This is a genomic window from Methylobacterium sp. D48H (assembly GCF_053345715.1).
Window position 1 is genome coordinate 24,746 of sequence record NZ_JBKFAP010000030.1, and the last position, 19,709, is coordinate 44,454.

The 19,709-nt window shown below is 73.3% G+C and carries 22 protein-coding genes; 9 read left to right on the plus strand and 13 right to left on the minus strand.

The window, feature by feature from the left end:
• The first annotated feature begins 15 nt into the window (after positions 1 to 15).
• Positions 16 to 1,158 carry a flagellar basal body P-ring formation chaperone FlgA gene (flgA, locus tag ACLBX8_RS27955; RefSeq protein ID WP_447697483.1) on the plus strand — a complete coding sequence of 381 codons (1,143 nt, stop codon included), beginning with the start codon at positions 16 to 18 and terminating at the stop codon, positions 1,156 to 1,158.
• Positions 1,159 to 1,194: 36 nt separating this feature from the next.
• Positions 1,195 to 1,944, plus strand: a complete 750-nt coding sequence (flgH, locus tag ACLBX8_RS27960; protein ID WP_020093631.1) for a flagellar basal body L-ring protein FlgH — start codon at positions 1,195 to 1,197, stop codon at positions 1,942 to 1,944.
• Between the two features lie 6 nt (positions 1,945 to 1,950).
• Here flgH and ACLBX8_RS27965 read toward each other — a convergent pair whose 3' ends face one another.
• From ACLBX8_RS27965 to ACLBX8_RS27985, 5 genes are all read right to left on the minus strand, one after another.
• Positions 1,951 to 3,261, minus strand: coding sequence for a Gfo/Idh/MocA family protein (locus tag ACLBX8_RS27965; protein ID WP_427508119.1), 1,311 nt, complete (start codon positions 3,259 to 3,261; stop codon positions 1,951 to 1,953).
• 84 nt (positions 3,262 to 3,345) lie between these two features.
• Positions 3,346 to 3,714, minus strand: a complete 369-nt coding sequence (locus ACLBX8_RS27970; RefSeq protein WP_447697482.1) for a PilZ domain-containing protein — start codon at positions 3,712 to 3,714, stop codon at positions 3,346 to 3,348.
• Positions 3,715 to 3,816: 102 nt separating this feature from the next.
• Positions 3,817 to 4,575, minus strand: coding sequence for a phosphatase PAP2 family protein (locus tag ACLBX8_RS27975; protein ID WP_020093634.1), 759 nt, complete (start codon positions 4,573 to 4,575; stop codon positions 3,817 to 3,819).
• A 31-nt stretch (positions 4,576 to 4,606) separates the two neighbouring features.
• Positions 4,607 to 5,125 (minus strand): 2'-5' RNA ligase family protein, encoded by a 519-nt coding sequence (locus ACLBX8_RS27980; protein WP_447697481.1) that lies wholly within the window; start codon positions 5,123 to 5,125, stop codon positions 4,607 to 4,609.
• 26 nt (positions 5,126 to 5,151) lie between these two features.
• Positions 5,152 to 6,174: a spore photoproduct lyase family protein gene (locus ACLBX8_RS27985; RefSeq protein ID WP_447698122.1), complete on the minus strand. Its 1,023-nt coding sequence runs from the start codon at positions 6,172 to 6,174 to the stop codon at positions 5,152 to 5,154.
• A 198-nt stretch (positions 6,175 to 6,372) separates the two neighbouring features.
• Between ACLBX8_RS27985 and ACLBX8_RS27990 the strand changes: the two genes are divergently transcribed.
• On the plus strand, positions 6,373 to 7,341 hold the full coding sequence (locus ACLBX8_RS27990; RefSeq protein ID WP_447716167.1) for an alginate O-acetyltransferase AlgX-related protein: 969 nt from the start codon (positions 6,373 to 6,375) through the stop codon (positions 7,339 to 7,341).
• On the opposite strand, the gene ACLBX8_RS27995 is transcribed toward ACLBX8_RS27990, so the two are convergent.
• Positions 7,335 to 7,559: a hypothetical protein gene (locus ACLBX8_RS27995; protein ID WP_447697479.1), complete on the minus strand. Its 225-nt coding sequence runs from the start codon at positions 7,557 to 7,559 to the stop codon at positions 7,335 to 7,337. The genes ACLBX8_RS27990 and ACLBX8_RS27995 overlap by 7 nt on opposite strands.
• 213 nt (positions 7,560 to 7,772) lie before the next feature.
• Between ACLBX8_RS27995 and ACLBX8_RS28000 the strand changes: the two genes are divergently transcribed.
• From ACLBX8_RS28000 to ACLBX8_RS28025, 6 genes are all read left to right on the plus strand, one after another.
• Entirely contained in the window at positions 7,773 to 8,750 is a 978-nt protein-coding gene (locus ACLBX8_RS28000) for a glutathione S-transferase family protein (RefSeq protein WP_447716168.1), read from the plus strand.
• Positions 8,751 to 8,914: 164 nt separating this feature from the next.
• A complete protein-coding gene (locus ACLBX8_RS28005) occupies positions 8,915 to 9,382 on the plus strand; it encodes a hypothetical protein (RefSeq protein WP_020093640.1) in 468 nt (155 codons plus the stop codon).
• 82 nt (positions 9,383 to 9,464) lie between these two features.
• Positions 9,465 to 10,379, plus strand: coding sequence for a thioredoxin (trxA, locus tag ACLBX8_RS28010; protein ID WP_020093641.1), 915 nt, complete (start codon positions 9,465 to 9,467; stop codon positions 10,377 to 10,379).
• A gap of 49 nt (positions 10,380 to 10,428) precedes the next feature.
• On the plus strand, positions 10,429 to 11,094 hold the full coding sequence (locus ACLBX8_RS28015) for an LON peptidase substrate-binding domain-containing protein (protein WP_020093642.1): 666 nt from the start codon (positions 10,429 to 10,431) through the stop codon (positions 11,092 to 11,094).
• Between the two features lie 12 nt (positions 11,095 to 11,106).
• Positions 11,107 to 11,313, plus strand: coding sequence for a Trm112 family protein (locus ACLBX8_RS28020; RefSeq protein ID WP_042671780.1), 207 nt, complete (start codon positions 11,107 to 11,109; stop codon positions 11,311 to 11,313).
• Between the two features lie 500 nt (positions 11,314 to 11,813).
• On the plus strand, positions 11,814 to 12,203 hold the full coding sequence (locus ACLBX8_RS28025; RefSeq protein ID WP_020093644.1) for a hypothetical protein: 390 nt from the start codon (positions 11,814 to 11,816) through the stop codon (positions 12,201 to 12,203).
• Between the two features lie 6 nt (positions 12,204 to 12,209).
• Here ACLBX8_RS28025 and ACLBX8_RS28030 read toward each other — a convergent pair whose 3' ends face one another.
• From ACLBX8_RS28030 to ACLBX8_RS28060, 7 genes are all read right to left on the minus strand, one after another.
• The gene (locus tag ACLBX8_RS28030; RefSeq protein ID WP_020093645.1) at positions 12,210 to 12,572 is read right to left on the minus strand and encodes a SpoIIAA family protein; all 363 of its coding nucleotides are present in this window, start codon (positions 12,570 to 12,572) and stop codon (positions 12,210 to 12,212) included.
• 177 nt (positions 12,573 to 12,749) lie between these two features.
• Entirely contained in the window at positions 12,750 to 14,939 is a 2,190-nt protein-coding gene (locus ACLBX8_RS28035; RefSeq protein WP_447697477.1) for a primosomal protein N', read from the minus strand.
• A 65-nt stretch (positions 14,940 to 15,004) separates the two neighbouring features.
• A complete protein-coding gene (locus tag ACLBX8_RS28040; protein ID WP_447697476.1) occupies positions 15,005 to 16,171 on the minus strand; it encodes an MFS transporter in 1,167 nt (388 codons plus the stop codon).
• Positions 16,172 to 16,226: 55 nt separating this feature from the next.
• Positions 16,227 to 16,484 carry a hypothetical protein gene (locus ACLBX8_RS28045; RefSeq protein WP_020093648.1) on the minus strand — a complete coding sequence of 86 codons (258 nt, stop codon included), beginning with the start codon at positions 16,482 to 16,484 and terminating at the stop codon, positions 16,227 to 16,229.
• Positions 16,485 to 16,633: 149 nt separating this feature from the next.
• A complete protein-coding gene (locus ACLBX8_RS28050; RefSeq protein WP_447716169.1) occupies positions 16,634 to 17,746 on the minus strand; it encodes an alpha/beta fold hydrolase in 1,113 nt (370 codons plus the stop codon).
• A gap of 124 nt (positions 17,747 to 17,870) precedes the next feature.
• Positions 17,871 to 19,160, minus strand: a complete 1,290-nt coding sequence (locus tag ACLBX8_RS28055) for an App1 family protein (protein ID WP_447716170.1) — start codon at positions 19,158 to 19,160, stop codon at positions 17,871 to 17,873.
• A 24-nt stretch (positions 19,161 to 19,184) separates the two neighbouring features.
• Positions 19,185 to 19,583, minus strand: a complete 399-nt coding sequence (locus tag ACLBX8_RS28060) for a DUF3775 domain-containing protein (RefSeq protein WP_056525497.1) — start codon at positions 19,581 to 19,583, stop codon at positions 19,185 to 19,187.
• Between the last annotated feature and the right edge of the window lie 126 nt (positions 19,584 to 19,709).

The window sequence follows — 19,709 nt, forward strand, 5'->3', positions numbered from 1 at the left end:
TTCAGGTCCCTGAACATGTATGCCGGCATGCATCCCGACCCGCTCGATCCCGACTTCGGGACCCTCGACCTGCCCCGCATCGCCGCGGGGGCCGGGGACGACATCAGCCCGATCGTGCGGCGCGTCCCGCGGCGGGTGATGCCCCTCGGCGCCGCCGTCATCCTGCGCGCGCTGCTGGCCTTCCTCACCTTCGCGGCCCTCGGCGCCCTGGCGATCCCGGCCATGGCGCGGGCGGAGGGCCTGCGGCTGCGCGGCGACGTCACCGCCCGCGGCGACGTCCTGACGCTCGCCGATCTCGTCGAGGGCGCGCCCGAGCGCCTGGCCACGCGCCCGCTGTTCCGCGCGCCCAGCCTCGGCGCCACCGGGACGATCCAGACCCGCCGCATCCTCGACGCGGCCTCCGCCCTGGGCCTCAGCGGCCTGGAGACCGGCGGCCGGCTGCAGATCGCCGTGCAGCGCGCCGCCCGCCGCCTCGGGCCGCCGGAGATCGAGGCGGCGCTCAAGCGCGGCCTCGAGACCGGCTACGGGCTCAACGCCCAGAACATCGCGGTCCGCCTCGACGGCGACGGGCCGACCCTGCTGGCGCCGGTGGACCTCGAAGGGCAGGCCGCGGCCCTGGACCTGACCTACGATGCGCGGACGCGCCGCGTCGCGGGCCTCGTCACCCTCGGCGAGCGGCAGGTCTCGCTGCGCGTCTCCGGCGTGGTCGTGGAGCTGCGCGAGGTGGCGGTGCTCACCCGGAACCTCAACCGCGGCGAGCCGGTCAGAGAGGGCGACGTCGCCCTGGAGCGGCGCCCGCGCGAATCCGTCGCCCCCGACGCGCAGGGCAGCGCCACGACCATCCTCGGCGAGGTCGCGCAGAACACCCTCACGGCCGGCACCGTGCTGCGGGTCACCGACACGGCCCCGCCCGACCTGGTCGCCCGCGGCGAGAACGTGACCATCGTGTACGAGACGCCGAGCATCAGCCTGTCGATGCGCGGCCTGTCGAACGATTCCGGCCGCATGGGCGCCGTCGTCAACGTCGTCAACGTCGCCTCCAAGAAGGTCCTGCAGGCCACCGTGATCGGCCCCGGCCGGGTCTCGGTGAGCCCCAGCCCCGCGGCCCGGCAGGCCGCCGGCGCCGCCCCCGTCCAGGCGACCGCCTCCCTGCGCTGACCGCCCGCCCTGCACGCGTCGAAGAGTGATAGCCCGATGGCCCGTCGCACCGTCCTGAACCCGCTCGCCGCCGCCCTGATCGCCGGCGCGCTCGGCGCCTGCAACACCGCCGACCGCCTCTCGCAGGTCGGCCTGACCCCGGCCCTGTCGGCGATCGAGGACCCGACCGCGCAGCCGGGCTACAAGCCGGTGCGGATGCCGATGCCGGACGTGCAGCCGGTCTCGTACGCGCCGAACTCGCTGTGGCGCACCGGCTCCCGCGCCTTCTTCAAGGACCAGCGCGCCGCCAAGCTCGGCGACATCCTGACCGTGAAGGTCAAGGTCACCGACCAGGCGAACATCAGCAACGAGACCAAGCGTTCCCGGGCCAACACCGAGAGCTTCGGCCTGCCCAACGCCCTGGGCCTGGAGAACAACGCGGTCGGCAAGTCCTTCGGCGTCGGAAGCACCGCGCTGCTCTCCGCCACCTCGGCCATGGCCAATGACGGGGCCGGCTCGGTCCAGCGCACCGAGTCCGTCCTGACGAACGTCGCCGCGGTGGTGACCCAGGTTCTGCCCAACGGCAACCTCGTGGTCGAGGGCAAGCAGGAGATCCGGGTCAATTTCGAGGTGCGCGAGATGATCGTCGCCGGCGTGGTGCGGCCGGAGGACATCGAGTCCGACAACACCATCGACTCGGCCAAGATCGCCCAGGCGCGCATCGCCTACGGCGGCCGGGGCCAGATCACCGACGTGCAGCAGCCGCGCTACGGCCAGCAGCTCGTCGACATCCTGCTGCCGTTCTGAGGCACCTCAGGACGGCTCCTCCGGCTCCGGCCCGCGCGTCACGTCGAGGCCGGAGCCCGCGCCGGGGGGCGGCCCGACCTTGACCGGCGCGCCGGTGCGGGCGGCCTCGTAGATCGCCTCCATCAGGACCTGGTCCTGAAGCCCCTCCTCGCCGGGGGTGCGGGGCCGCAGGTTCTCCTGGATGCACCGCGCGAAGTGGTCCAGCTCCAGGGCGAACTGGTTCTTCGGGCTCAGGACCTTCTCGTCCCGGGCGGCGTTCCTGCCGTCGCGGTGGCCGATGTAGAGACGCTGGCCCTGATAGGCGAAGGCGTTCTGGAGATCGACGGAGGCTGTCCCGGTGTGCAGGGTCAGGCTCCGCGCCTCGTAGACCCCGTAGCTCGTCAGGCACTGGGCGATCACGCCGGACGGGAAGTGGAGGGTGAAGCTCGCCGTCTCCTCGACCTCGCGGTACTTGGGATCGTCCGGCGGCGAGTGGATCTGGGCCTGGATCAGGTTCGGCTCCTCGCCGAGAACCGCGCGGGCGGTGTTCAGGCAGTAGAGCCCGATATCCGGCAGCGAGCCGCCGCCCGCCAGCGCCTTGCGCAGGCGCCACTGCTCCGGAAGACCCGTGGTCTGGCCGTTGAACGCCTGGATCAGCCGCGGCCGGCCGAACTCGCCCGAGCGGGCGAGCTTGATCACGGCCCGGTTGTGGGGCTCGTACTGGCACCGGTAGGCGATCATCAGCTTGACGCCGGCCTTCGCGCAGGCCGCGATCATCTCCCGGCACTCGTCCGAGGTCACGGCCATCGGCTTCTCGCAGAGCACCTGCTTGCCGGCCGCGGCGGCCGCCACGACGTTGTCCCGGTGCACGCCGTTCGGCGTGACGATGTAGACCGCCTGGACGTCGGGGTTCGCCTTCAGGCGATCCCACGCGTCGTAGCCGTAGACGGCGTCGTCCGGCAGCCCGTACTGCCGCGCCACGAGCTTCGCCTTGTCGGGCGAGCCCGACATCACCGCCGCGAGGCGGGCGCGCTTGCTCTCGCCGAACGCCGGGAGGATCTCGTCGAGGCTCAGGCGCCCGAGACCCACCACGCAGTAGCCGACGCGCTGACCCGGCGGCTGCGGCGCCGGACTCGGGGCGGGCGGCCGGTCGCCCGGCCCGCGCCAGTTCGGGAACATCACCTTTCCGCCCTGCACGGCGCCGGTATCGGCCGGGACCGAAGGGGCCGGCGGGGCGGCCGGCGGGGCGGCCTGCGCGCCGCCGCCGGCCGCGGCGCCGGCCAGGGCGCCCCCGGCCGCGAGGAGAGTGCGTCGTGAGAGCCGGGTGTCGTCCGCCATGTGCCTCGCCGTGTCGCCGGATCGGGAGGGCCGCGCCCGGGGCGCCGCCCGCGCCGGGAGCCGCCGGATGGCGGGACCGCGCCCTCAGTGAACGCGACCCGGCTCCGGGCTGTTTCCGTCGAGGAGCGCGGCGCGCAGACGCGCCACCTCCGCCTCGCTGGCGGCGAGCCGGCGCGCGACCGCCTCGGGCTCCGTCGCCGCGCGGGTCTCGGCGAAGCCGAGGCCGACCGACTCGCCCGCGCGCCAGGCCACGAAGGCGCGCCGGATCTCGCCGCGACAGGGGATGAACAGCTCGACGCAGTCGGGGAGCACGGCCTCCGACGGCAGCCGGACCCGCGCCCCGTCGAGGGACACGTCGCGGACCGTGCAGTCGATCTCCGGGAGGAAGGCCGCGACGCGCAGCCGCCCGCCCAGGCAGACGCGGCGTCGGGCAGTGCGGCGGCGCTCGACCACGATCGTCTGACCCTGACGGTTTCGGTTGCGGGGACAACCGCCATCCAGCCCGGACCGCCCCCGCCCGTCCACCTTAACCGTCTGTTTACCTTAACGGCGGCCTCAGGCGGGCGGCGGCGGGTCGGGCGCCTCGACCTCGCCGCGGCGCTGCAGCTGCAGGGCGACGAACCAGCACAGGGATGCCCAGGCAGCGCCGATGCACCAGCCGGCCAGGACGTCGCTCGGCCAGTGCACGCCGAGATAGATGCGGCTGATGCCGACGAGCAGCGTCACGCTCACCCCGAGCGCCAGGACCAGCGCCTTGGCGCGGCGGTTGCGCTCGATCCGGGCGATCAGGGTCGCCAGGGTCAGGTAGGCGATCGCCGACATGGTGGCGTGGCCGCTCGGGAAGCTCGCCGTGAACACCTCCATGCCGTGGGGCACGAGGTCCGGCCGGGGCCGATGGTAGAAGATCTTCAGCACCGTCGAGACCAGCTCGCCGCTCCCCACCGCGGCGAGGACGTAGAGACCGATGCGTCGGCGCCCGGACACGCCGAGATAGGCCGCCACCGCGCAGGTCAGGAACAGCACGGTGAAGACGCTGCCGAGCCCGGTGATGTCGCGCATCGCCTCCTCGAGCCAGGGCGGCCCGATGGGGTCGGCGAGATCGGCGGGGTTGCGCAGGGCGAGCAGGATCCGCCGGTCGAGGGCCGCGGTGGAGCCCTCGCCGACCTCGTGGGCGAGGTAGAAGAACCCGTAGCCGAGGATGCTCAGGCAGAGCAGGGCGACGAGGGGACCGACCTCGTTCAGGCGCAACCGCAGCCACACCGCCATCGCGGGCTCGATCAGCCGGTTCTGCCGCAGGTTGCCCGGCGCCCTCATGGCGCGGTCTCCCGGTGCGCGTCGACATCCATCAGGCATTCTCTCCGAAGGGCAGGCGGGCGACGGCGTCCCAGGGGCCGCCGCGGTAGCGCCAGAGCAGGGTGCCGGGGGCGGTGAACCGGAACGGCACGAACCCCGCCGACAGGTCGGCGTGCAGCGCCTGGGCCGTGTCCGGCGACACCTTGTTCTGCACCGTGACGTGCGGGCGCCAGCCCTGCCGGTCCTGGGCGGTGAGGTGGGCCGCGAATTCCTGCGCGAGGCGGCCCCGGAAGCGCACCAGCGCGTCGGAGTCGAGCGCGTAGGCGACGCCGCGGCCGGTGAAGCGCAGGCCGGTCACCGCGACCTCCGGCGGCGGCACCGTGCGGGCGAGGGCGGTGATCGCCTCGATCACGCCCCGCTCCCGGTCGCCCGGCAGGTGGTGGAACAGGGTCGCGTGCGCCGGGATGCGGTTGAGGGCTTCCGGGAAGTGGCGGCGCCGCTCGCCGTCGAACCGCGCGAAAGTCGGTTCGTCGAAGGCGAGCGTCAGGATCAGGGGGTCCGCGTCGATCATCGGGGCCAGATGGCGCCCGCGGGCGCTCAGGTCCAGTACAGGATCCGAGCGGCCGGCAGGTCGCGGGCGAGACAGGCGGTGAGATGGGCGCGCATCGCCTGCATCAGGGGCTTCGGGAAAACGTGCTTCACCGAGCCGAACTTGGTGCGCTTCTCGACGCGCTCCGCCTCGTCCAGCGGCAGGTCCGAGCCGGGATACCAGCCGCGCAGCACCGCCTTCGAGCCCGGCGTGAACCGGTGGGTGATGAGTTCGGCGGTGAGGTCGAGATCGGGCACGCCGGCCAGCGCGTCGGCGGCGGCGCGGACCAGCCCGGCATAGGCGTCCTCCCAGTCCGGAACCGGCAGGATCGGCGCGACGGTCAGGCCGACCGGGTAGCCGGCCCGCGCCGCCGCCGCCAGGGCGGCGAGCCGCGCGTCGAGGGGATCGGTGCCGCCCTCGTAATGCGCGGCCGCCCGCGGATTGACCGAGAAGCGGATGCGCGTGCGCCGGTTGTGCGGCAGGTCGAGGAGCGGTTCGACCGCGGCGAACTTGGTGGTGAAGCGCAGCTGCACCGGCGCGTCCCAGGCGCCGAAATGCCGGATCGCCGCCGAGAGCGAGCCGGTCAGGTGCTCGATGCCGAGGGGATCGGTGTAGCAGGACGCCTCGAAGGTGGTCCCCTCCCGCGCCCGCTCGGCGGAGGCCGACGTCACCGCGCCGCGCCCCGCATAGTCCGCGAGGTTGTCTAGGATCGTCGCCAGATTGGCGTAGGCGCGGGTCACCGGCGGCCCGGACAGAGAGCCCGCGAGGTAGCAGTATTGGCAATGGGCCGGGCAGCCCTCGGCGAGGTCGAAGCGCCAGTCGGCCGAGGGCGGGATCGGCTGCAGCCGCAGCTTGGTCGGCGGGGCGACCGTCAGCGCGAGGGTCGCCTTGGCGGCCGCGTAGGCGCGCCGAGGATCCGGCTCGCGCGGGCTCGGCAGGCGGTTGGACGCCAGCCGCTCCACCGGCAGGCCCAGCGCCTCGGCGCGGGCCAGCATGGCCCGCCCGTGGGCGTGCTCCAGGGCGGCGGGCATGACCAGCACGCGGCGCGGGCGCCACAGCCGCGCCGGGCGGGCGGGCTCCGGGCGGATGGGCTCCGGGCCGCCGGCATGCTCCGGGCGATCGCGGGTCTGGACGGCCGGTGCGGGCGAGGGCGTCATGCCTGACGAACGCGCGGTCCCGGTGCCGGGTCCGGCCTAGTCGCCCGCTCGCGGTGCGGCTAAAGCACCGTCATGTCTGCAGGCAGGGAGAGCGTACATGTCGGCCGCGACGGCTGGTTATTCCTCACGGGGGGGACCAACCGGGTCATGGACCGGTATCGCGGCGGCCTGTGGCACTGGCTGCTGCTGCGCGGCTGGACACGGCTGATCAAGGCCCGCGCGCGGCGGGCCGAGAGCCTCGGCATCCGCTGCCTGCACGTGATCGTGCCGGAGAAGCTGTCGGTCTACGACGACAAGACCGACGGCCTGCGTTACGCCCCCGGCAAGGCCTCGACCCGGCGGCTGGCCCGCAGCCTCGCCCGGCATCCGGCCTATCTCGACCTTCTCGCCCCGCTCCGCGCCGCCCGGAACGGGCCGGTGCCGCTCTACCTGCGCACCGACACGCACTGGACCGCGCAGGGCTGCCTGCTGGCCTACCGCGCGATCATGCGGGCGCTCGGGGCGATCCCGCCGGCCGACATCGGCGCGCGTCCGGGCATCGTCTCGGACCAGCTCATGGATCTCGGCGAGAAGCTGCCGGAGCGGCCGCGCGAGCGCCTGGAACGGTTCATGCTGCAGCGCGACGCGTCGCGGGTCGAGACCGGGCCGCTGCTCGCCGCCTACGAGGCGGAAGGGCGCGACCGGGAGGTGCATGTCGGCGCGCATGTCGTCTACCGGAACGCGTCACCGGCGGCCGATCCGCGCCGGCTCGTCCTGTTCGGCGATTCCTGCGCCCATTTCGACCCGTTCCTGCTGACCGGGCTACTCGCCGAGAGCTTCAGCGAGGTGCACTTCGTCTGGTCGTCGAGCCTCGACTGGGCCTATATCGAGCGGGTCCGCGCCGACATCCTTCTGTTCGAAATCGCCGAGCGCTTCCTCGCCAAGCTCCCGAAGGACGATTTCGACGTGGCCGTCGCCGGCCAGCGCGGGACCGGCGGCCGCCTCGCGAAGCTCCGGACCGGCGGCCTCGACGCCGTCGGCCGCGGGGCGAAGCCTCAGTAGATGGCCTGATCCAGGCGGGCGAAGTCGGCGACGCTCGCCGCCTGATACTTCGCGAAGGATTCCGGCGCGCAGGCGATGCCGATCATCAGGACGAGGAGCGTCGCGAGGCACGCGAGCGTCGCGGTGACCAGGTCGGCGTGGCGCCGCAGGGCGTGGATCACCAGGCACCCGAACGTGAACAGGGCCGCCTCGGCGACGGGCACCAGCGCGAACGACATCACATCACCTCCATCGATCCCCCACCGGGTCGGGCAGCTGCGGCACGCGCACGGCGACGGGTGGGTGACGCGAGACATGGCGGACTTTGCTGCACCGCAACAGACAGGCGGGCGCAGGCCTGCCTTGCGTGGCGTTCGCGGGCGGACGCGTCCCTTCACACCGACCGCGCGAGGCCCATCTCGGTCGGACCTCTCGGACAGGCGGAGACGACGATGGGCCTCCTCGTAGACGGCATCTGGCGCGACCAGTGGTACGATACCGCCGCCACGGGCGGCCGCTTCGAGCGCAAGGCCTCCGCCTTCCGCAACTGGGTCACCGCCGACGGGTCGGCGGGCCCCTCCGGCGCGGGCGGCTTCCGCGGCGAGCCGGGGCGCTACCATCTCTACGTGTCCCTGGCCTGTCCGTGGGCGCACCGCACACTCATCGGCCGGACCCTGAAGGGGCTGGAGGACGCGATCTCCGTCTCGGTGGTCGACCCGCACATGGGCGCGGAGGGCTGGGTCTTCGGCGACACGCCGGGCGCGACGCCCGACCCGATCCACGGCGCCCGGCGCCTCTACGAGGTCTACCTGGCGGCGGACCCGTCCTACAGCGGCCGGGTCACCGTCCCGACCCTCTGGGACCGGGAGCGCGCCACCATCGTGTCGAACGAATCCGCCGAGATCCTGCGGATGCTGAACGACGCCTTCGGGGGCACCGGCCCCGACCTCTATCCCCCGGACCTGCGCGCCGAGATCGACGCCGTGAACGGCCGCGTCTACGACCGCGTGAACAACGGCGTCTACAAGGCGGGCTTCGCGACGACGCAGGAGGCCTACGCCCAGGCCTTCGAGGCGCTGTTCGCGGAACTCGACGCGCTCGAGGCGCGCCTCGAGCGGAGCCGCTACCTCTGCGGGGACCGGCTGACCGAGGCCGACATCCGGCTGTTCACGACGCTGGTGCGGTTCGACGCGGTCTATGTCGGGCACTTCAAGTGCAACAGGCGCCGGATCGCCGACTACCCGAACCTGTCGAACTACCTCCGCGACCTCTACGCGCTGCCGGGCGTCGCGCCGACCGTGAACCTCACCCACATCAAGCGGCACTATTACGAGAGCCATCCGACCATCAATCCGACGGGGATCGTGCCCCTCGGGCCCGACCTCGACCTCGCCGCGCCGAACGACCGGGCCCTGCGGTTCGCGGGCTAGCGGGCCGCCCCGCCCGGCGTCCCTGCCGCGCCCGTGCGGGTGGGTTGAGGGCGTCCGGCGCGTCCGCGACCCACCTCCCGTCGCGCCGGTCCGGGGGCCGTGCCCCTCGACGGCGTGCGCGGCGCGCCTAGTTCGGCTCTCAACCGGAGGATGCCCGACACGCCATGACCAACAGCCTGCGCCTCGCGCTGCTCTGCGCCCTCGTCAGCCTGCCCTCGGCGGCCCGCGCCCAGGCGGCACTGCGGCTGGAAGGGACCTGCGAGAAGCTCGTCATCGGCACGCAGGACCTGAGCGCGGCCTGCAGCAACGTCCTGACGAACGCGGTGAGCCGCAACCGCACGAGCTTCGACTTCACGACCTCCGACGGTCAGACCCTCAGCTTCAGCGGCAACGGCGCCCAGCAGGAGGCCACCGAGGAGACCGATCCGCTGCAGCCGATCAACGTCGTCACCACGGGCAAGGACGGCGCCCCGATCCTCGCGATCGGCGCCTGCCGCTTCTCGACCCCGGAAGCCGGGCGCACCGCGATCACCTGCGAGGCCAGCACCGCCGACGGGCGTCCCTTCGCTGGCACGTTCGTGACCGCCGCCAAGGCGGCGGCGGGCGCGCCGGCTGCCGCGCCGCCGCGCTGAGGATCCAGGCCTCCGGGCTGGTCAGACCGGGGCGGAAGCCCCATTTAAGGCGCTCCACGAAAAAGGTTCCGAAGCCAGACCGATGCTCAACGACACCCTCGCCGCGGGCGGTACCCCGGCCGGCGACACCGGCTCCCTCATCAAGGACACGACCACCGCGAGCTTCCGTCAGGATGTCATCGCCGAGTCGATGAACCGGCCGGTCCTGGTCGATTTCTGGGCACCCTGGTGCGGGCCCTGCAAGCAGCTCACGCCGGTCCTGGAGAAGGTCGTCCGGGAAGCCGCGGGCGCGGTCGTCCTCGCGAAGATGAACATCGACGAGCATCCCTCGATCGCCGGTCAGCTCGGCATCCAGTCGATCCCGGCGGTCATCGTCTTCCAGAAGGGCCAGCCGGTCGACGGCTTCATGGGCGCGGTCCCGGAGAGCCAGATCAAGGAGCTGATCGCGCGCGTGGCCGGTCCGCAGCAGGACCCGCTGGAGGCGGCCCTCGCCGACGCGGCGGCCCTGATCCAGGAAGGCGACCTCGCCGGCGCCGCCGAGATCTACGCGGCCGTGCTGGAGCAGCAGCCCGACAACGTCACCGCGCTGGCCGGCCTCGCCAAGATGCAGCTCGACGCGGGCGAGATCGAGAACGCCAAGCGCGTCCTGGCGATGGTTCCGGAGGCGAAGGCCGGCGACCCGGCGCTCGTCGGCATCCGCGCCGCCCTGGAACTCGCCGAGCAGGCGGCGTCGCTGGGCGACCTCGCGGGCCTGCAGCGCGAGGTCGAGGCCAACCCGGACGCCCATCAGGCGCGGTTCGACCTCGCACTCGGGCTCGCCGCCCGGGGGGAGCGCGGCCAGGCGGTCGATCACCTGATCGAGCTGCGCAAGCGCGACAAGGACTGGAACGAGGACGGTGCGCGCAAGCAGCTGCTGCAATTCTTCGAGGCCTGGGGCGTGATGGACCCCGACACGATCCGCGGCCGGCGCAAGCTCTCGGCACTTCTGTTCTCGTGAGGCACCGGCTCGCGCGCCGGCCCACCGATCGGCCCCTCTGGGAGGCGCCATGAGCACCCATGCGAGCTACAAGGGCCCCGCGGATTGCCCGGCCGTGATCCCGGTCTTCCCGCTGTCCGGCGCGCTGCTGCTGCCGCGGGGACAGATGCCGCTCAACATCTTCGAGCCGCGCTATCTCGCGATGGTGGACGATGCCATGCGGACGGACCGGATCATCGGGATGATCCAGCCCGACCCGGAAGGGTCGGGCGGATCGAATCCGAAGCTCTACCGCGTCGGCTGCGCGGGCCGCGTCACCCAGTACGCCGAGACCGGCGACGGCCGGTACCTGATCTCGCTCACCGGCGTCACCCGGTTCCGGGTCGAGAGCGAGCTGGCCTCGATCGGCCCCTATCGCCGCTGCCACGTCTCCTACGACGAGTTCGCGGTGGACTTCGAGCCGCGGGCGGGCGAGGAGCAGGTCGACCGCGAGGGCGTCCTCAAGGCGCTGCGCGATTTCGTGGAGTCGAACGACCTCAAGGTGGACTGGGCCGGGATCGACGAGGCGCCCGACGAGGCGCTGGTCAACGCCCTGTGCATGATGAGCCCGTTCGGCGTGCGCGAGAAGCAGGCGATGCTGGAGGCTCCCGACCTGAAGACCCGGGCCGAGATCCTGATCGCGGTCACGCAGATGGAACTGGTTCGCGGCTCGGGTCCCGAGTCGCCGATGCAATAGGTTGCCCTACCGATGTCCAACGATCTCACCGCCCCCGTCGAGGCGACCCGCGTCGACCCGAAGCTCCTGGAGATCCTGGTCTGCCCGCTGACCAAGGGCACCCTGGAATACGATGCGGCCCGGCAGGAGCTGATCAGCCGCTCGGCGAAGCTCGCCTACCCGATCCGCGACGGGATCCCGATCATGCTGCCCGAGGAAGCCCGGCCGCTCACCGACTGAGCACCGCGAGTCGCTCCGGCCGTCCCGCGCGGCCCGTCACAACCCGAGAGGGCGGCGCGGCGCGCTGGTCGGCTGCCCGCGCCCGCGGACGGATCCGATCATGGATCCCGCCCGGCCCGATCGAGGCCGGTTGCTCGATCGCCGGCCCGCCCCGAGGCGCCCGAGGCTCTCCCGCGCGGGCAGGTTCGGCCGCGGTCTCGCGGGCGCTTTCCCGCGGGTCCGGCGATCCTCGACAGGCGCGTGCAGGACCTCGGCCGCCTCCGTCTCCTCCGTGATGAGCGGAGACTTGGACGCTCCGGTCGGCAGATCAGTCCACAGCATCGTCCGCAACGAGCTTGACTATTGGTCGGGAGACTGTCGGCCGTAATCTATCTTGAACAGGCGGGAGGCAGCCATACTCTTGCCGCTTCCATCGTTCAGCGTCGAGTCATCCTCGATCGATGATTCTGACCGTGCACGCCGCTTCCGGCGGTGTCCGCTTCGCTGAAAGATTGCATCGCATGACCAAGCTGACCGCGGTCGCGGCCCTCGCCGCCGGCCTTCTCCTCCCGACGTGCCTGCCCGCCAGCGCGGGGCCGAGCGCGCATAACGGGCGGTGGTCGGTGGAGCTGGTGACGGAGAGCGGCCTGTGCAGCGCCCGCTACACCTACGCGCTCGCGATCCGCGAGGGGCAGGTGCAGCTCATTTCCGGCAGCGCCGGGGCGCAGGTCAACGGCCACGTGCGGCCCGACGGCAGCGTCGGCATCACGGTCAGCAACGGGACGGCGAGCGGCACCGGCACCGGCCGGCTCCAGGCCGGCAGCGGCGCCGGCACCTGGAAGGTCTCGTCCCTGTGCTCGGGCCACTGGACCGCGCGGCGCAGCGACACCCGCACCGCGCAGGCCGACTGAGGTCGCTCAGGCGGCCGCGGCGAGCCAGCTCCGCGCCTCGTCGATGCGGGCGCGCTCGAACACCTTGATCTGGGTCGGCGACACGAAGTTGAAGGTCTCGGCCAGCGCCTTCAGCCAGGGCGCGTCCGTCACCAGGGCGACGTGGCTGATGCTCTTCATCATCGAGATGCCGAAGCGCGGGTCCTTGAAGAAGGCCGCGGGCTCCATGCCCTCGAAGGCGCGGATATCCTCGAGCAGCTTGATCTTGCCGCCCTTGTCGAGGTCGGCCTTCATCGCGGTCATCGCCGCGTTCATCTCCTCGTCGGTGATCTTCCCGTCGACCACGATCTCGGCGACATTCGAATCCGGCGTCTTGGTGTAGGTCAGCACTGATCGCTCCTCCGGGAACCGCATGCGTCCCGTAGCCGGTCTCCGACCAGGGTCCGCCGCCCGTGACCTGAGCCATACCCGATCGCGGGACGAACCGGTATGGCTCCGGACCCTCGCTCTGACATGCCTCCCGACGGCGAACCGGCGTTCACGAGACCGGGAGGCCCGCGAAGTCTCCTACAAAAAGCTCTGCGGGTCGACATCGATGGCGACCCGGACGTTGCCCCGCACCTTCGGTCCCCGGGTGATCCAGGCGCGCAGGTAGGCCTGGAGATCGACGTTGCGCTCGGTCTTCACGAGCAGCCGGAACCGGTAGCGGCCGCGCACCAGGGCGAGGGGCGCCTCGGCGGGGCCCAGGACCATCACGCCCTCCGGCGGCTCGGAGGCGCGGGCGAGCGCCTGCCCGTGCGCCTCCGCGACCTCGCGCTCGCTCGCCGAGACGATCAGGGCCGCGAGCCGCCCGAACGGCGGCAGGCCGGCCGCCTCGCGGGCCTGGATCTCCTCCGCGTAGAAGCGCTCGGCGTCGCCCGAGAGGAGCGCCGCGATCACCGGGTGGTCCGGCTGGTAGGTCTGGACCAGGGCGCGCCCGGGCTTCTCGCCGCGTCCGGCGCGCCCGGTGACCTGCTGGAGCAACTGGAAGGTGCGCTCCGCCGCCCGCGGGTCGCCCGAGGTCAGGCCGATATCGGCGTCGAGGACGCCGACCAGCGTCAGGAACGGGAAGTTGTGGCCCTTGGCCACGAGTTGCGTGCCGATCACGACGTCGCACGCGCCGGCCGCCACCGCCTCGAGTTCCTGGCGCAGACGCTCGGCGCCGCCGGGAAAGTCGCTCGACAGGACGACGATGCGCCGGTCCGGGAACATCTCGGCGGCCTCCTCGGCGATCCGCTCGACGCCGGGCCCGCAGGCGGTGAGATTGTCGAAGGTCCCGCACTCGGTGCAGGCCTCCGGCCGGCGCTCGGCGTAGCCGCACTGGTGGCAGACCAGCGCCCGGCGGAACCGGTGCTCCACGAGCCAGGTCGAGCAGTTCTTGCACTGGTAGCGGTGGCCGCAGGCGCGGCAGAGGGTCAGCGGCGCGTAGCCCCGGCGGTTGAGGAACAGCAGCGCCTGCTCGCCGCGCTCCAGGGTGCTCTTCACCGCGTTGACCAGCGGCGGGCTGAGGAAGCGGCCGCGCTCGGGCTGGTCGAGGCGCATGTCGATCGCGGCGATGTCGGGCAGGCGCCGGCCGCCGAAGCGCTCGGGGAGCAGGACGTGCCGGTAGCGCCCCCGCGCGGCGTTGACGCGGGTCTCGATCGCGGGCGTCGCCGAGGTCAGGACGACCGGGCAGCCCTCGAGGCGTCCGCGCACCACCGCCATGTCGCGGGCGTGGTAATGGACGCCGTCCTCCTGCTTGTAGGCGGTCTCGTGCTCCTCATCGACCACGATCAGGCCGAGCCGCGCGAAGGGCAGGAACAGGGCGGAGCGCGCGCCGACCACCACGAGCGCCTCGCCCTCGGCCACGGCGGCGCGCAGGCGCTCGCGCCGCTTGCCGCCGATCCCGGAATGCCACGCCGCCGGCCGGACCCCGAACCGGGCGGCGAACCGGTCGAGGAACTGCGCCGTCAGGGCGATCTCGGGCATCAGGATCAGGGCCTGCCGCCCGGCCCGGACGCAGGCGGCCACCGCCTCGAAATAGACCTCGGTCTTGCCGGAGCCCGTGACGCCCTCCAGCAGGACCGGGCGGAGATCGTCGGATTCCCGCGGCTGCGGCCGGTCCCACGGGAAGGGGGCGACGAGGGCCGCCACCGCCTCGGCCTGGGCGGGCGAGAGCGGCGTCCGCGGGAAGTCCGGGTCGGGCCGCGGCGCGACCGGCTCCGGCTCGACCGCGACGGTCTCGAGGACGCCGTCGTCGATCAGCCCGTCGACCACCGAGAGCGAGACGCCCGCCTCCTTGGCGAGCGCGCTCTTGCCGCGCAGGGCGCCGTCGGCCGCCGCGGCGAGCACCTTGGTGCGGGCCGGGGTCGGCCGGGACGGGGGCTTGTCGGTGAGGCGCACGGCGACGCGGGCGGTCTCGCCGGCGGCCGCCTCGTCGGGCAGCCGCAGGACCATGGCGAGTGCCGAGCCCTTCGGCGCCAGCGTGTAGCGGGCGATCCAGTCGACGAGGCTGCGCAGCGGCTCCGACAGGGGCGGGAAGGGGAGGCGGCCGGTCACGGGCCGCAGGTTCGAGCCGCCGGGCGTCTCGGCGACGCCCCAGACCACCCCGACGATCTCGCGCGGGCCGAGGGGCACCTGCACCACGTCGCCCGGGGCGAGGTCGAGCCCGGCCGGCGCCACGTAGCTGTAGGGCGTATCGAGGGCGAGCGGGATCAGGATCTCGGCGACGGCGGGCATGCGGGGCTTTTCGGGCGGGTCCGTTCCGGGTCCGTACCATAGGCGCGGGAAAAGAACCCGCCGCTTCAGCGATCCCGCAGCGCCGGCACGAGCGGCAGGGCCGCGAGACTCAGCGCCGCCATGGCCCAGAAGGCCGAAGCGCCGAACGCCCCGTAGAGCGCCCCGGAGGCCAGGGTCGCGGCCACCCCCGACAGGCCGAGGCCCAGCGTGCCGTAGAGCGCCAGCGCGGTCGTCCGGAGATCGGCCGGCGTCGACGCCTCGATGAGCCCCAGGCAGGCGAGGTGAAGGAGGGCGAAGCTCAGCCCGTGCAGGGACTCGGCGGCGGCGAGCCAGGGAAGCGCGGTCGTGGATGCCAGCACCGCCCAGCGCAGGGCGCCCGCGCAGGCCGCCACCGCGATGCCGGTCGCCGGGCCGATCCGCGCCAGCAGGGGCGGTCCGACCAGCAGGAAGACCAGGACCTCCGCGGCCACCGAGACCGACCAGAGCAGGCCGGCGGTGGTCGCCGGGATCCCGGCGGAATGCCACAGGATCATGGCGAAGCCGTCGTGCATCGCGTGCGCGCCGATCACCAGGGCGGCGACCAGCACCGTGCGGCGGAAGCGCGGCAGGGCGACCAGGGCGCCGAAGCCGTGCCACGGCGCCCCGGCCTCGGCCGCGCCGCCCGGAGCGGCGGGCAGCGGCAGGGTCGCCGCGCCGGCGGCCAGGAACAGGCCGCCGCTCGCCACGAGGGCGGCGGCGAGGCCGTGGAGGCCGATCAGCCAGCCGGCCGCGGCGGTGCCGACGATGAACGCGGCCGAGCCCGCGCCGCGGACCCAGCCGTACTGGAACGCCGCGCCGCCGCGCGCGGCGGCCAGGGCCAGCGCGTCGGCGAGGGGCGCCGGGGCCGCGGTGCCCGCCGCGTAGAGGAGCGCCGGCCCGATCAGCTGCGCCAGCCCGGCGCCCGGCAGGTGCGCCAGGGCGCTGAGCCCGGCCAGCGCGAGGCTCGCCGCCAGGACGGATCGGCCGGCCCGGTGGCGGTCGGCGAAGGCGCCGGCCAGGGGCCCGACCGCGAGACGCAGGGCGCCCGCGGCGGCGAGGAGGAGGCCGATCTCGCCGGGCGTCAGGCCGCGCGCGGCGAGGAAGCCCGGCAGGACCGGCGACAGCACCCCGTAGGCGCCGTAGAGCGCCGCGTAGAGGACGAGGAATCGGGCGAGCCCGCCCCACCGTCCCGCCCCTGTCGCCCGCCGCTCCATCGGCGGAGCGTAGCACCGGCGGGCGTCCCGGTGTCAGGTCCGCGCCGGGCTTTCGTCAGCAGGGTCGGCGGACGGCGTAGCGGTAGCGCCGCCCCTGCGCGTCGAGCAGCTCGCTGTCCGGCCCTTCCTGCCACACGACCTCGTCCTCGGGACGGGCCGCGTCGGTCAGGGTCGCCCCGCGGACGATGTCGAGGCTGAGGCCGAACCCGTAATTGGTCGCGGTCGCGTCGGTGATCGCGGCCGAGATGTCGGCCTCGTCGGGCAGGCAGGCGAACAGGACGCCGTCGGCGATGGCGAGGGTGTAGGTTTGCACGGATGGCCTCCAGGAGGCTCGAGGAGCGTGGACCGGCTGCGAGGGGCCGAACCTAGGCATCGCGGCCCGGATGTGAACCCTCTCCACCGAGATGCTGCATTGCACCATTTCGTGAGCACGAGTTCCGCGCGAGCCCGCGCCGCCGCCCCTCAGCGACCCAGATGATCGTCGAAGAAGTGCGCCATTTCTCCGAAGACTTCCCTGGTTTCGGGCGCGTCCGGCGTGAACAGGTACTGGGCGTGAGACATGCCCTCGAACACCTGCAGCGACGCCTCGATCCCGGCGGCGCGCAGCTTCCGGTGGGTGCGCACCGTGTTCGACAGGAACAGGTCGCGGGTGCCGGTGACCAGGATCGCGGGCGGGAGGCCGGCGAAGTCGCCGTAGATCGGCGAGAGCTGCGGGTCCTTCAGGTCGCGGCCGGCGGCGTAGAGCTTGGCGGCCGGCGTCAGGTAGCCGGAATAGCTGACGAGCACGTTGTCGAGCCACTCGTTGGTCCGGTAGCTGTCGCCGGTCTCGGTCATGTCCGACCAGGGCGTTCCGAGACCGATCGCCGCGGGCAGCGCCAGCCCCTCGGCCTTGGCGCGGAGCATCAGCGCCAGCGTCATGCCGCCGCCCGTTGAGGTGCCGAACACCGCCATGTTCCCGGGCTTCTGCATGGACAGCATGGCCCGCCACACGGCGGTCGCGTCGTCCATGGCGGCCGGGTAGGGCGCGTCCGGCGGCATGCGGTAATCCACCGAGATGACCTTGTAGCCGCCGAGGCCGGCCATCAGGATCGCCTCCAGCGTTCCGGCCTCGCCGGCATTGTAGACGTAGCCGCCCCCGTGGATGTGCAGGAGGAGCCGGTCGCGGTTGGCCTCGGGGATCTGCCGGGGCTGGATCACGAAGGCCTTCACGCCGCCGATCACCGCGGCCTCGCTGGTGACGCCCAGCTTCTCGCGGAGCGCCGGCAGGGTGGCGGCTCCGGCGGCAGCGAGCTTGTCGACCAGCGCCTTCCAGGCCGCGGCGTCCGGCGGGTTCGCGTTCCAGGCCGGCACCCGGTAGGGCGCCGCCACCGCGGTGCGGAATTGCGGGCTCGTCGTGTCGGGGACCGGCACCACCTTGGCCGGCACCGTCCGCGGCCCCGGGGCGGCGTTGGCCGCGCCCATCTCGGCCTCCAGCTGGGCGAAGCGCGGCACGGCCCGCTCCGCGGGCGCGGCCTGCCCGAGGGCGGCCTGGGTGCCGCAGGCGATCATCAGCAGAGCGGACAGGCTCAGGCGCATCTCGATTCCTCCCGCGGCAGCCCGTTCCGCGACCCGTCTCGGCGGGTGCCGGCCGCGCTCGGCCGATACTTATCGGACCGGGCGGCCCGCGACAGCCGCCCGGGTGACGATCGCGGCCGCGCGTTCACGCACCGAGCCGCGGGAGCGCGGCCGGCGTCTCCGGCTCGACCACCAGGGTCGCCGGCACAGCGCCGTCGCCGGCGAGGGCCTCGGCGATCGCCTCCGGCCCGATCGGGTCCTCGGCCGCGTCGGCGACGCCCGACGGTTCCGGCGTGATCCGGGCGGTCTCCCGGCGCGGCCCGGTCTCGGCCGCCGCCGCGTGCTCGTCGGCGACGCCGGTCACCGCCCCGGGCGCGATCAGCCCGATGGCGGCCGCGTGCTCGGCCATGGCGACGCTGTCGGCGGCGAGCACGAGGCTCGATCCGGCCCGGGCGACGGCGCCGGCGAGCCGGACGATCTCCTCCACTCGCGCGGAGCCGCGGGACACGTTGCGGATGTAGACCGCCAGCACCCGCCCGGGATTCTCCTCGACGATCTGCGCGTAGACCTCCGGGTCGTGCTGGCCGCTGTCGCCGATCAGCACGAAGGGCAGGTCGCGGTAGAGGGCGAGCATGTGCCGGATCAGCGCCTGCTTGTGGTCGGTGGCCCGGCGCGGCAGCGGGTGGGTCCAGGACAGGCCCCATTCCCGCAGGAACAGCACCGGCCCCGCCGGGATGCCGTGGCGCTGGAAGAACTCCGACAGCATCTCGTAGAGGCCCCAGGGCGCGCGGGAGACGTAGAGCATCGGGTTGCCCTCGCCGCCGCCGGCGCCCGCGTGGAGGGCGCGGTACAGGGCGGCGACGCCCGGGAAGGCGACCCGGCTCTCGGCATCCTCCACGAACAGGCGCCAGAGCATCTTCAGCTTGTTGGCGACGCCGGTGCGCATGACCGTGTCGTCGATGTCGCTGACCACGACGCAGCGGCAGCGGTCGGGCGGGATGAACACCGCGCCCTCGGCGGGGATCGGCGGATCGGCCTCGAGGCGGAGTTCGACCGCGTGCCAGTCACCTGTCTCGGCCGGAGGCGAGCGCGGGTGCAGGTGCACGCGGAAATAGCCGTCCCGGTCGGTCTCGACCCGGACGGCATCGTCGCCGAACCGGGCGGTGACGGCCGCACCGGCGATCGTCCGCCGGGCGATGCGGCGGCGCAGGTCGCGCCACTGCGCCCGCAGCGATTCGGGATCCTCGCCGGGTATCCCCGGCGACTGCCGGAAGACCCGGCCGATCAGGAACACCTCGTCCCGTGACCCGTAGCCGCGGTAGGGCTCGACCACGAGCCCGCCGCGGCCCTTGCCGCCATGGCCCTGCGCGCGGCGGACCGGCCGCGTGAGGACCCGCAGCGCCTTCGTGGCGCCCCTGCGCGCGCGCGAGGCCATGGCGACCGGCCCCCGTCCGGGCGCTCAGGCCTGCGGCAGTTCGGGGCTGAGCCCCATCGCGTCGAGGCCTTCCTCCAGGAGGTCGCCGGCGTCGGGAGAGCCCAGCAGTTCCCGCGCGGCGCCCTCGCCGGCGGCCTCGCGCTCGCGGGCGAAGCGGACAGCCTCGCTCCACTCCTCCGGCTCCATGTCGCCGCGCCCGACGTAGAGGAGGGCGAGCAGCTCGGCGCGGGAATCGTCGTCGAGCCCGGCGATCAGGCCGCGGACCTCGGACTCGGTGGCGTCGTCGGTGCCGGAGACCAGGACGTCGGTGGCGCCGTCGTCGATCGGGTTCGAACCCGAATCCGGGTCGGTGTTGCCCTCCTTCACCTCGATGGCGCGCAGCCGCATGACGATGTCGGTGACGGTTTCGACGGCGATGTCCATGCGCTGATCTCCGGGCGCTGAAAGGGTCGGGCCAGCGGGGCCCTCAAGCCGCGACAACGGGCGAGCGGGCGCCGGGTTCGCCCCGTCCCCATCGAAGGGGGCTTGCGTGGTCCGCGCCACTTTCCG